The 12,510-nt window shown below is 59.8% G+C and carries 8 protein-coding genes and 2 tRNA genes; 7 read left to right on the top strand and 3 right to left on the bottom strand.

Annotation, left to right across the window (positions count from 1 at the left end):
- Nucleotides 1-110: 110 nt before the first annotated feature.
- Nucleotides 111-1,142: an alpha/beta hydrolase family protein gene (locus VFG26_RS16245; protein ID WP_325027077.1), complete on the bottom strand. Its 1,032-nt coding sequence runs from the start codon at nucleotides 1,140-1,142 to the stop codon at nucleotides 111-113.
- A gap of 582 nt (nucleotides 1,143-1,724) precedes the next feature.
- On the opposite strand from VFG26_RS16245, the gene VFG26_RS16250 reads away from it, so the two are divergent.
- Nucleotides 1,725-2,726: a DUF3800 domain-containing protein gene (locus tag VFG26_RS16250; protein ID WP_325027078.1), complete on the top strand. Its 1,002-nt coding sequence runs from the start codon at nucleotides 1,725-1,727 to the stop codon at nucleotides 2,724-2,726.
- 370 nt (nucleotides 2,727-3,096) lie between these two features.
- Nucleotides 3,097-3,672, top strand: coding sequence for a DUF4145 domain-containing protein (locus tag VFG26_RS16255; RefSeq protein WP_325027079.1), 576 nt, complete (start codon nucleotides 3,097-3,099; stop codon nucleotides 3,670-3,672).
- Between the two features lie 167 nt (nucleotides 3,673-3,839).
- On the opposite strand, the gene VFG26_RS16260 is transcribed toward VFG26_RS16255, so the two are convergent.
- Nucleotides 3,840-3,914 (bottom strand) — tRNA-Asn (locus tag VFG26_RS16260).
- Between the two features lie 458 nt (nucleotides 3,915-4,372).
- Nucleotides 4,373-4,446, bottom strand: a tRNA-Cys gene (locus VFG26_RS16265).
- Between the two features lie 252 nt (nucleotides 4,447-4,698).
- Between VFG26_RS16265 and VFG26_RS16270 the strand changes: the two genes are divergently transcribed.
- The 5 genes from VFG26_RS16270 to VFG26_RS16290 form a co-directional block, all read left to right on the top strand.
- A complete protein-coding gene (locus VFG26_RS16270; RefSeq protein ID WP_325027080.1) occupies nucleotides 4,699-5,352 on the top strand; it encodes a protein-L-isoaspartate O-methyltransferase in 654 nt (217 codons plus the stop codon).
- A 371-nt stretch (nucleotides 5,353-5,723) separates the two neighbouring features.
- Nucleotides 5,724-7,106, top strand: a complete 1,383-nt coding sequence (locus VFG26_RS16275; protein ID WP_325027081.1) for a TolC family outer membrane protein — start codon at nucleotides 5,724-5,726, stop codon at nucleotides 7,104-7,106.
- A 451-nt stretch (nucleotides 7,107-7,557) separates the two neighbouring features.
- A complete protein-coding gene (locus tag VFG26_RS16280; protein ID WP_325027082.1) occupies nucleotides 7,558-9,063 on the top strand; it encodes a DUF2497 domain-containing protein in 1,506 nt (501 codons plus the stop codon).
- A 317-nt stretch (nucleotides 9,064-9,380) separates the two neighbouring features.
- Entirely contained in the window at nucleotides 9,381-10,085 is a 705-nt protein-coding gene (locus VFG26_RS16285) for a DUF2497 domain-containing protein (protein WP_325027083.1), read from the top strand.
- Between the two features lie 128 nt (nucleotides 10,086-10,213).
- Nucleotides 10,214-12,510 (top strand): valine--tRNA ligase (locus tag VFG26_RS16290; protein WP_325027084.1); only part of this gene is annotated, 2,297 nt, incomplete at its 3' end.

Below are 12,510 nucleotides of genomic sequence, written 5' to 3' on the forward strand. Positions count from 1 at the left end.
CCACACGGGACCAGCGAGCGACAAGCCGGTGCGATGTTTGCGGTTAACCGGCTGGGGCAAGGGCCGCCCAAGACGACGGCGCCCCCGAGGTCGGAACTGACCGCGCGCCGCTAGCGCGTGGCGCCCGTCGTCGCGATCGCCGAGGTCTCAATCGGGGAAGCAGGCTGACCAGCCTTGCCCGCAACCTCGAGTCGCTCGCCCTGTACCTTCGTCAGGAAGGCGTCCAGGCTCGGCCCCCAGATGTCCCAGCCCTGCCGGTCATCGGCGATGGTATGCCCGTCGCTGCCGTAGGCGGGGAGGATATGTTCTTCCGCGTTGCCGCCCGCGTGCTTCCAGGCACGCGCCAGATCCTCGGCGAGCGCGGGTCCGAAGTAACTGTCGTTCTCGGAATAAAACCAGATGCTCGGGACGTGCGCGTTGCCGCCGAACTTCTGAGCGGCCGAAATCAGGTCCGCTCGCCCGCAAACCGCGTTCGGCCGGCCGTAAGCATGCCCGCCGCGTCCGCCGGCGAAGTTCACGACCGCCTGCACTTGCGGAAGATTTCGTGACGCAAGCGCCAGCGACGCCCACCCTCCCGTCGAAACACCGGCAACGATCGTTTCGTTTTGGGAGATGAAGGGCTGCTGGGTCATGTAGTTGACCGTGGCCGCAACGTCGTCCGCGGCGATGTTGCCTGAAAGGAAATGATTAGGCCGATCGCATGTGCCGACGCCCTCGGAAAGCGGGCCGCCGGTGGCGCCATGACCACGGCGCTGCGGCAGCACCACCGCATAGCCGCGCTCAACGAACCAGCGCGATAGCCAGTAGTAGACGGGCATTGAAACGGCGAGACGTGTTGCTTCGTCAGTGCCGTGATTGATGACGACGAGCGGAAATTTCTTGTTCGGGTCCGCCGGATCGGCCTTCGGGCGGAAAACGGTTGCGCGAAGGACGCGGCCTTCTTCGGCGCTCGGCAGGATCCAGAGCTGCTCGCGCATGCGCGGGCCTTCAGGGCCAAAAGGGCCGAGCTGCCCGTTGTCCGCCTTGGCAGCCGGGCTCGACAGTGCAGCAAGAACCAGGAAAAATCCGGCCGCGAGCACCGCGCTGATCCCGGCCGGAGCATTCACCGCTCCGGCTGCAAAAATTCTCCTTAGGAAAGTCATTAAAAGTTCCCCGCAGGCCCTTAAAATTGCATCGCAGCATTGGAGGGCGCTACAAGCCGTTCGTCAAGAGCGCCGGCGACACACCTCACCACATGCTTTGAAGGCCGATTTTGCTGCCCTTTCCGCATCTTGCCCGGTGCCACCGAGCTATCGGGACGCCGCACAATCTCCGCATTTGACCCCCGCGGAGCATAGGAGCCGGAACATAGGACGAGTCTCTGGCAACCCGATGCCCACAGCCGCCTTACGAGCACAAGCGCAGCTTGGCCATTCGGCAAGTTCATGGAGCGTCGGATGAAGTGGCGGGCGGAGCGAGGGCTATGCTGAGGAGCCCAGCAAAGTGATCATGCGCCAGAAGCCGAGGACAGCTTCCAACAGTCAGCGAGTTTGGGGAAGTGGCTATTGGCTCCGCGGGTAGGATTGTAGAGCCAAACAGCTCATTGAAATAATTGGAGTTTTTTGTCGCCTGTGTAGCAAAATGTGTAGCAGATTGTGTAGCAAGGATTCGTCGCGCTAATAATTTGCAGTTGATTTTCACGCGTCATTTTCTGGTTCCCAAAAGTAATCCTATCGGGCAAAGCCTTGAATATTTTCATTGACGAATCCGGAGGCTTCCAACCCAACCCGACCGATGCTTTTTCAATTTCATGCATAGGAGCAGTAGTAGTTGCAGGAAGGATCCTCGCCGACGTCGAAAGAGGTTTCAATCTCCTCTCGGCACAGTGGCCTAAGGATTCAGACGGCGAAGTCAAAGGCCGTCTTCTGGATGAGCACCATATTGCGCAACTTTGCGAATTTCTGATGCCGTTTAACGTGCTCTTCCACCCTTGCGTAATGGATATGAACCTTTGCTCAGTAGAGGATGTGAACGCACATAGGTCGGGCCAAGCAGAGGGAATGACGATAAACCTGACGGACGCACATCATCCTGATGTAGTCGCGGCGGTGTGGAAACTGAGGGAAATCTTGGAGCGGATGCCTCGGCAGCTTTATGCCCAGGCTGTCGCTATGACGGAAGCGGTTTGTGAGGTCTTCGAATTAGGACAACTCTATTTTTGTCAACGCTGGCCCGGCGAGCTAGCGCGATTTAGGTGGGTTGTTGACGCGAAGAACAGGGAAAAGATTACGGAGTATGAATATTGGTGGAAGGAGGCAGTAATGCCTCTCATTCAATCGCGCTCACTCCGCGAACCAATGAAAATGCTCAAGGGCGGGGACTATTCTGCCTACAGGAGACATTTTCCAGAAGGCCCCTTGGGTGAGCATTTGGGAATTCCCCAGGAAAAAGGAGTGAACCTAAAACTAATTTTTCGAGAGCTGGAGTTCGCTGAGTCAAGCACCTCTATAGGGCTTCAAATCGCCGATATACTTACGAATGCATTGCGCCGAGCTCTCTCTGGCAGACTGGGACGCGAAGGATGGTCAGGTCTGGCAGACTTGACAATCCATCAACGCGAGGGAGCAATCGTGCTAAAAAACCTCGGACGACCGTCAGGGTTTACAGCTCGACCTTATGGGCGCGTTTTGTGCGAGATAAATGCAGGCGGCCGGAGTTTGCTAGTTGCGAGAAAACGGACGCGTTGATCGGGTGCAATCCGCAGCCCAAATCAATCTGAAGATCAATTTGTCATATCAAAAAGACGGCGTGAAATAAGCTTTACCAAGTTTACTCCTTGCGATCTCAAACACAGAAGGCCGGCTAAGTGTGAAAGTCCACAAACAAATATCCCCGGACATTGCTCTTAAGGGCTTTTCCTGCCCGCATTGCGGGGTGTTGACCGATCAAACTTGGTTCGAGGTGCATGCTGACCACGTGAGAACCGAAGATCGCTTGCCATTTCTCGCCAAAATTGACTTTGCCCAAAAACTGCGAGAGGACGCGAAAGATCTGCCGCCGGAAATAGCTGCTGCGCACGAACGGTTAGCCGACCGGTTGGAGATAGAAGCTCGGGGTATGCCCCTCCTACGCGCTCGCGACAAGTCTGCCTTCTGCGATTTCGACGTCAGAAACATTCACCTCAGCAAGTGCTACACCTGTGGTGACATCACGATCTGGCGCTATGGGACTATCCTCTACCCACCTGTGCGCTACGAGATCGAGCCGAACCCCGACATGGCAGAAGACATCCGTGCGGACTTCGATGAGGCGCGCGCGCTCCTCGACATGTCCCCGCGCGCCGCCGCAGCCCTCCTGCGACTATGCGTTCAGAAACTGTGCAAGCAAATCGGTGAAAAAGGCAGATCTATCGACGAAGACGTCAAGGCCCTCGTTGCCAAGGGTCTCGATCCCCGTATTCAAAAGGCACTCGATATTGTGCGCGTCGTCGGCAACCATGCCGTGCATCCCGGCACCATCGACTTAAAAGACGATCGAGCGACAGCAGCCAAGTTGTTCGAACTCGTCAATCGCATCGCTCTCGACATGATCACACATCCAAAGGAAGTTGCTGCTCTCTACGACGAGAAACTACCGGACGCTGCCAAGGAGGCGATCAACAAGCGCGATCGCAAAGCTTCATCCGAGACGTAAGTGAAACTGAGGAAGTGGGTGCTGGCAAAGTGTGTAGCAAACCGACTGTGGTGCAAAGCGTGTAGCATACTGTGTAGCGCTTTTGTCGAGCGGCTCCACTCAGAAGCAACCAAACGAAATTTCTCTTTTATTTTCAGTAACTTAATATGTTGCAAAAAAGCAACATGTGGCTCCGCGGGTAGGATTCGAACCTACGACCATCCGATTAACAGTCGGACGCTCTACCACTGAGCTACCGCGGAATGCCGGAAAGCGCCCCGAATAGCAGAACGTATCCGCGCTGGCGAGACCTTTGGCAATTTTGTTGAGTGCTTTTGAAGCCGCCGGGCGGCGACAAGTGGAAGCACTCTCGGAAGGCTAGACCTAGCGCGAAATCAAAGTGGTACGCGCTGATCTTGTTCGTCCGATAGGCGGGGTAGGTAGCCTTCTTTGCGCGGCGGCGCAAGGCAGAAGCGGCGTGTTTTTGATCAGAAAATCGCCTCGTGCCGATCCGCCGCGATGCCGATGGATACAACTCGGCTCGAAGCCAAGCGCCCCTCGACGGCGACGGCGTTTTTCAGCAGCCCGCTCGAGGGCACCGGCCTGCTTCCCATGTTGCGAATCGAAAGCGTGCGTTCAACAGCAGCAACGGCCGGCCGGCAGGAGAATAAATCTCCGCCCGGGGCAACGGTGCCATCAACACTTGATTGTCTCTGAGGAATGGAGGCCACGCCCGGAATTGAACCGGGGTACGCGGATTTGCAGTCCGCTACGTAACCACTCCGCCACGTGGCCTCTCTGCGTTCGTGCGGGAAATGCATACGATCTGAAATGGAGGGCATTTCCGAAACGTTCGGAATGACTTCCACGAGATCAGGACGAGACGCCCGCCGACGCACGGGCATCTAACATACACCGGTCTCTCCTTACAAGCCGTTACGGCCACGAACGAACTATCCACATGCGACGGCGTTCCCGTCGCACTCAAGCGGAGCGTCGTTTATACGTAATCTTCTATAAACGAACTCGTGGGGCGGGAGACGACCGATGGCAGACGCGGCAGTGCAGCGCAGGAATATGGTCGAGAGCCAGGTTCGTCCGAGCGACGTGACCGACAGGCGAATCACAGCCGCGATGACCGCGATACCTCGCGAACAACTTCTTCCCAGCCGTCTTGCGGACCTCGCCTATAGCGATGAACGGCTCACGCTTGCGCCCGGACGGGAGACGTTGCCGCCGCGGGTGCTCGCAAAGTTGATCCAGCTGGCTGAACTCGACGCAGAAGAGAATGTGCTCGTGATCAGCGAGTCAGGCTACGCCGCAGCGCTCGTTGCCCAGATGGCGGCGAAGGTCGTGGCGCTCCTCCCTGACGCTGACGCGGCAAATGCTGCGAAGGCGGCGTACGCTTCGCTCGCGATCGGCAATGTGACCGCAGTGAGCGGCCCGGCCGCCTCGGGCTGGGCGGCAGCTTCGCCCTATGACGTCGTTCTGATCGAGGGCGGCATCGAGCAGGTCCCGCCAGCGATCGAAAATCAGATTCGCGAAAACGGCCGCTTGGTCTCAGTTATGCTCGATGAGGGGCTTGGACGGGCTGTGGTCCTCCACAAGCGGGCCGGGCTGTTTTCCAAACGCGATGCGTTTCAGGCCGCCGCTCCCCTAATGTCCGGTTTTGCGGAATCTCGGCCAGCATTTGTGTTCTAAACCGCTAGTATGCGGCAAACAGGCAACGGATAGACTTGTTTCAGCGCTGACAGACGGGATTCATCAGAGTAGACGTTAACGATAGTGTTGCGGGGGCCGCGCTGGGGAGAGCGCGAAAAAAGCAACTCTTTATAAGAAATTAACGGGGACCTCTGGCGTGGCGAGAATACCGCCATAAGTTATCCAGCAGAGTTCAAGCACTGAAACCGGCTTAGTCGATGCAGTTCGAATCGGCTAGACGGGATAATTGGGGGACCACTCTCCAGTAGGGGCTGTGAGTGGTTTGCAGGTGAATGCAATTGGCTAAATCCAAACTCGAGCTAACTCGCGACGAAAGCAGGTCAGCCGGACGTTTCGCGTCGAAGGCCTTGATGGTCTTCGCGTTAGGCCTTTCTATGACCTCTTCGGCTCATGCCGAGACGCTGCTCGATGCCCTGGTCGCTGCGTATCAGTACAGCCCAACTCTAGATTCTGCGCGCGCCACGCAGCGCGCTCGCGATGAAGATATCGCAAGAGCCAATTCCGGATACCGGCCCGATATCAATGCCTCCGCCAACGTCGGCCGCGAAAGAACCACGGCCCGGACGCGGGCCGGCTCAACGAGCAGCACGACTTCGCCGCGCGGATATGCGGTGGATTTGGTGCAGCCGCTGTTCACTGGATTTCAAGTCACGAACGCCGTCAACGCCGCCGAAGCGACGGACCGCGCGGGGCGCGAGACCCTGAGGCAGACGGAGCAACAGGTTTTGCTCGACGCCGTCACAGCGTTCGGCGACGTGACGCGCGATCAGGCGATCGTCAAGCTCAACGAAAACAACCTGAAATTTCTCGATGCCGAATTGAAGGCTCAGCGGGACCGCTTCGCCGTCGGCGAGGTGACGAGGACAGACGTCGCGCAGTCGGAAGCTCGCCGCGCGCTCGGCCAATCCGATCTCGATCAGGCGCGAGCCAACCTGAAGTCGAGCCGTGCGATTTTCGAGCAGGTCATCGGACATCCGCCGGCCGGCCTGATCGAAGCCAATCCCAATACGAAGCTCGTTCCGCGCTCGCTCGATGAAGCGATCGCGATTGGAACGAAGGAAAATCCGCAGGTCGTGCAGGCGCTGTACCTCGAACAGGCGCAGCGTTTCACGGTCGACCAGATCCGGGGCGAGTTGCTCCCTCAGGCGCAGCTCGAAGCCAACTACACCGATCAGTTCGACTCTTCAGAAGGCATCAACGAGGCAACCTCCGCATCGATCGTCGGGCGCGTGAACGTCCCGATTTATCCCAGCGGTGGCGAGGTCTATGCCCGCGTCCGTCAGGCGAAGCACAACCACGTTGCAGCGCTGCAGGAAATCGAAGTCGCCCGCGCCGCCTCGCAGTCGCAGGTCGTCCAAGCTTGGTCTCAGCTGCAAGGCTTCAAGGCCCAGCAGGAATCCGACAAGGCTTCGATCGTCGCCAACACCACCGCTCTCAACGGCGTGCGGGAAGAAGAGCGGGTCGGCCAGCGTACGGTTCTCGACGTGTTGAACGCCCAGCAGGAATTGCTGCAGTCTCAGGTGAACCTGGAGACGACCAAGCGCAACATCCTGGTCGCCTCCTACACGCTGGTTTCCGCGATCGGGCGCCTGAGCGTCTCCGAGGTCGGCGCCGCGACGGCGGTCTACAATCCGGACGTCCACTACCTTGAAGTTCGCAACAAGTGGTTCGGCCTCGATATCACCCATGGTGACGGCCGCCAGGAACATGTAGACGTCGCGCCGATCAAGTGATCGGCGCGAAAGCGTATGCTTTGAGCCGGGGCTGGATTTTTCGCCCGGAAGATTTAGATTTCAAATGTACCGCCGCCTTGAGAGCGCCGCTCTCCGGGGATAACTGCTCTTGAGATCGTTGCGGATTTTCCGCAACCTGCCACGATGCTGGATCTCGGAGGGGCCTCGGTCAGTTCAACAGCGGGCAAGAGCAGGTTGGCGCGGTGGGTTCGCGACGCTGTTAGCGAACGGCTTTATTGCGAAAAGGTAGGGTATGTCGAGACTTGAATCCACGGCCGAGCCGAGCATGGAGGAAATCCTCGCCTCGATCCGTAAAATCATAGCGGAGGATTCATCTGGCCTGAGATCGTCGTCCTCTTCGCCTGCCGCTCCGAAAGCCAGTGCACCCTTTTCTCCGGCGATGAGACCATCTGCCGCTTCTTCGCCGTCACCGGCGCCCCAGCGTGGATTTATGTCGCGCGAGGCATTCCTGAAGTCTACGCAGCCGGCCGATCCTGAGCCCGAGAGCAAGCGGGCTGATGCGCCGTCCGGTCTGAGCAGCCCGGCGTTCGCACGCTCAAGCCCCACGGTTCCGTCGCGTTCGTTTGGCACCGATGACAAGCCTGCAGGCTTCTCGGCGGGCAAATTCGATCAGCCGTCCTTCACGCCGATCGAAAAGAACGATTTCCATGGCGCAGAGCCCGCAGCGAACGCGCGCCTAGGCTCTGCACCTCGAGAGACCGTGTCGATCGAGTCCATCACGATCGAGTCGATCTCGATCGAGACGATCGCAAAGAAAACGGAGCCCGCGAACCATTCCCCCATTATCGATGCGGAGTCGGTCGAGCTTCATCCGGCTACGGATACCGCCGGCATCGAGGCCCAGCTGAACGGCCTTCTGAATGACGATTTCCACGCTTTGCGCGACGTCAGCGAGAAGCCAACCTCAGAGGCGATCGTCGCGAAGCGCCCGGAAGCGGAAAAGCCGTCAGCTGCTGTTGCGGACCCGGCCGACGCCGCTGACCCGTTCGCCTTCGATCTCGGGCCGTCTCCGTTCGCGAAAACCGCAGCCAAACCGGAGCCCGAGCTGAAGCTTGAACTCGAGCCCGAACTCAAAAGCGAGCCCGCGCCAAAGCCTGAAGATAAGCCGGAGCCGAAACTCGAACTCAACGCGGAGCCCAAGCTCGAACTCGACGAGCCCATCGTCGAGGCAAAGGCGGAGCCGATGGTCGAAGTGGCGCTGCCCGAGCCGCTGATCGAAACCAAGGTCGAAGCAGAAGCAAAGGTCGAAGAGGTGCGGCCGCCCGAAGCCGCTCCGGTTCCGCTGTCACCCATCAGTCCGGTCGAGCCGCCTCGGGGAGCTGCGCCCATGGCCTACGCCGCGGGCCACGAAACGCCTTTGAACGGAACTGCGAACGGTTCACATGCCGTCCACGCATTCGAGAGCACAAAGGATTCGGCCATCAAAGAGCCTGAAGTTAAGCAGCCCGAGCCGTCGGCACTAACGCCCGCTCCCAAGCCTCGCCAGACGTTTGCGGTGCCGAGCGTGTCAGCAACTCTCGGACCGTCCCGCAAGCTGGAGCCGCTGTCGGACGCCTTCCGGCCAAACTATGGCTTGAGCCGGCAAGAGCCGCCACTTCCGATGGCCGAAGTCGCGCCCGAACCGTCGCGCCCGGTTGAGCCGCAGCGCCCCGAGTTCGTGCAAGCCCATCCTGTGCCTCCGCCTGCGCCGCCGGTTTCGCCGGCAGCGTCGGCGCCCGCACTTCGCAGCGAACCCGCATCCTCTGCTTCGCAGCCCCCGGCGCTATCGAGCGAGCTGAGCAGCGGTGATCGTCCGATGGAAGATGCTGTCGCCGATCTCTTGCGGCCGTTGCTCAAAACATGGCTCGCGGAAAACATGCCCAAGATCCTCGAGCGCGCACTTCGCCGCGAAATGTCGGAGCGGCTGTTGCCAGGGCAGAAGAACCCTCGCGAGTAGTCCATTGATCAGCGTAATGAAAGCCGCCTCCGTTATTGGGGGCGGCTTTCGCGTATCCACAGCTCTGTCGCTACAACAAATTTTTTCTTGCTCGTGTCTTTCGCCACACGGTTGCCGCGACATCGACGTACGTTCTCCCTCGAGCGGGGGGACGCTTCGATCATGGCGTAAATGATCGGGACGCCCGCTACGTCACTGGGTGATGGGGCGCAAAGAACAAATCTCATCTTCCCAGAAGCGACGAACCGGAAGGGCATCAACGGGGCTGCCGACGCGGTTCTGCGAGTTTGAAGTTCGTACGCAGAAGAGGAAGCGTCATGACAATGATGAATGGTGCGAAGCACGACGTCGAAGACATTCTGGCATCGATCCGGACGAGCATCGCCGATCGGTCACCAGTTTTCGAAGGTGAAAAGCGCGAGGTCCGCATCACGACGCTACGCGGACGAAGCACAATCGCAGACGAGGGCGCGGAGTTCGAGCTGCCTGCAATTTTCAAGACCGCGGTGCAGAATACCTCCGAGCGGCCCAACTTACTTGGGAGGCTGAGTGAAGCATTGGCATCATCTCCACAACACGAGCGCGAACGCTCCCGCACGGTCATTCCGTTCGAGCCGGCCCACGGCCGCATGATCGAACCGCCGCCGGTCAACCTTGTCCCCGTCAAGGAAGACGACGAAGCTGTGGTTCGAAAGATCACCGCCGAAAACGATGGCATCAAGCGCAACATGCCGAGCTTTTTCGACACCCGCCTAAATCGCATGAGCGCTATGTCGCGGCCGGTTGAAGAGCCAGCCCGCGTCGAGCCTGCGCCGCGGCCCGCCGCCGAACTCCCGCAGCCGCCCCGGCTGCCCGAAGTCCATGCATCGGGTGAGCCGGCCGACGGCGTCGACGACGTGGCGGCCCAGCTTTTGCGGCCTATCCTGAGACAGTGGCTAACCGAGAACATGCCCAAGATCGTGGAGCGCGCCCTCCTGAACGAGGCTGGCATTGCCCCGCCGAACGGATCTTCGCGTCGTTGACGCGAGGATGAACTACAACCTGACGATTTGCACACGCCAGGGAGCGACGGTTGACAGCCGGCGAAGGTCGGCCGTACGACCGAGGACCCAAACCTCGGCCCGATAGCTGATAAGCGACGCTCCCTCCCATGCTTGAAAAGACTTTTCGACCGGCCGAAATCGAGCCGCGTATCAATTCCGAATGGGAGAAGGCAGAAGCCTTCAAAGCCGGACGGAGTTCTTCGGGCGGCAAGAACGGCAGCTACTCGATCGTCATCCCGCCGCCGAACGTGACGGGCTCGCTCCATATGGGGCACGCGCTCAACAATACGCTGCAGGACATTCTCGTCCGCTTCGAGCGTATGCGCGGCCGCGACGTGCTTTGGCAGCCGGGCACCGATCACGCGGGCATTGCCACGCAGATGGTCGTCGAGCGCCAGCTCGCCGCCGACAAGCAGCCCTCGCGCCGCGAACTCGGTCGCGAGGAATTCCTGAAGCGCGTTTGGACGTGGAAGGAAGAATCAGGCGGCACCATCACCACGCAGTTGAAGCGCCTCGGCGCATCCTGCGATTGGAGCCGCGAACGCTTCACGATGGACGAGGGTCTATCGAAGGCTGTCGTGAAGGTGTTCGTTCAGCTCTACAATGAAGGGCTGATCTACAAGGATAAGCGCCTCGTCAATTGGGACCCGAAGTTCCAGACCGCGATCTCGGATCTCGAGGTCGTGCAGGTCGAAGCGCGCGGAAAATTCTCATGGTCGAAAGACAGCGGCGAAGCCTTTGATGCTGCCGCGCTTGCGAAGGTGCTCGCGAAAGACCCGAGCGGCCACATGTACCACTTCCGCTATCCGCTCAGCGCTAAGGTGCCGGGCTACGATAGGGATTATATCGTCGTCGCGACGACGCGGCCCGAGACGATGCTGGGCGACACCGGTGTCGCCGTCCATCCCGATGACGAACGTTACGCGGCGCTGATCAAGGCCGGCGCGAAGGTGAAGCTGCCGCTCGTCGGCCGCGAGATCCCGATCGTCGCCGACGAATATTCCGATCCCGAGAAGGGCACGGGCGCGGTGAAGATCACGCCTGCGCACGACTTCAACGACTTCGAAGTCGGCAAGCGCCACAACCTTCCGCAGATCAACATTCTCGACGCCTACGGCAAGATCAACGACGAGGCGCCCGAGGCCTATCGCGGCCAGGATCGCTTCGACGCGCGCAAGCAAGTCGTCTCCGACATCGATGCGCTGGGCCTGCTCGAAAAGATCGAGCCGACGAGCCACACCGTTCCGCACGGCGATCGCTCCGGCGTCGTCATCGAGCCGTGGCTGACGGACCAGTGGTACGTCAATGCTGCGGAGTTGGCGAAGCCCGCGATTGCCGCCGTCGAAAGCGGCAAGACCGACTTCGTGCCGAAGAACTGGGAAAAGACGTACTTCGAATGGATGCGCAACATCCAGCCGTGGTGCATCTCGCGCCAGCTCTGGTGGGGCCATCAGATTCCGGCGTGGTACGGTCCGGACGGCAAATATTTCGTCGCCGCCGATGAAACCGAAGCCAAGGCCTTGGCCAACGCGCATTACGGCAGCGACGTCGCTTTAACGCGCGACGAGGACGTTCTCGACACGTGGTTTTCATCCGCGCTCTGGCCGTTCTCGACACTCGGCTGGCCCGACGAGACGCCGGAGCTTCAGCGCTACTACCCGACGAGCGTTCTCGTCACCGGCTTCGACATCATCTTCTTCTGGGTCGCCCGCATGATGATGATGGGCCTCCACTTCATGAAGGAAGTGCCCTTCAAAGACGTCTACATCCACGCCCTCGTTCGCGACGAGAAGGGGCAGAAGATGTCGAAGTCGAAGGGCAACGTCATGGACCCGCTCGTCCTCATCGACGAGTTCGGCGCCGACGCATTGCGCTTCACGCTCGCTGCCATGGCCGCCCAAGGCCGTGACATCAAGCTTGCGAAGTCGCGCGTCGAAGGCTATCGCAACTTCGCAACCAAGCTCTGGAACGCCGCGCGCTTCTCCGAAATGAATGAATGCGTGCGCCAGCGCGACTTCGATCCGAAGTCAGCCTCGCTCACATTCAACAAGTGGATCATCGGCGAAACCGAGCTGACGGCGAAGGCCGTGACTGCCGCGCTCGAAGCCTACAAGTTCAACGAAGCCGCCGCCGCGATCTATGACTTCGTCTGGGGCCAGTTCTGCGACTGGTATCTGGAGCTCATCAAGCCCGTGCTCGGAGGCGACGACGAAGCGTCCAAAGCTGAAACCCGCGCGGTGACGGCCTGGACGCTCGATCAGATCCTGAAGATGCTGCATCCCTTCATGCCCTTCATCACCGAAGAGCTTTGGGACCACATGGTCGAATACGGCGTGAAGCGCGACAGCCTTCTCGTCCTCAGCCAGTGGCCCAATCTCGATGGGCTCGTCGAGATCGACGCGGT

Origin of the sequence: Hyphomicrobium sp. (assembly GCF_035687085.1) — a bacterium.
Taxonomy (GTDB): domain Bacteria; phylum Pseudomonadota; class Alphaproteobacteria; order Rhizobiales; family Hyphomicrobiaceae; genus Hyphomicrobium_B.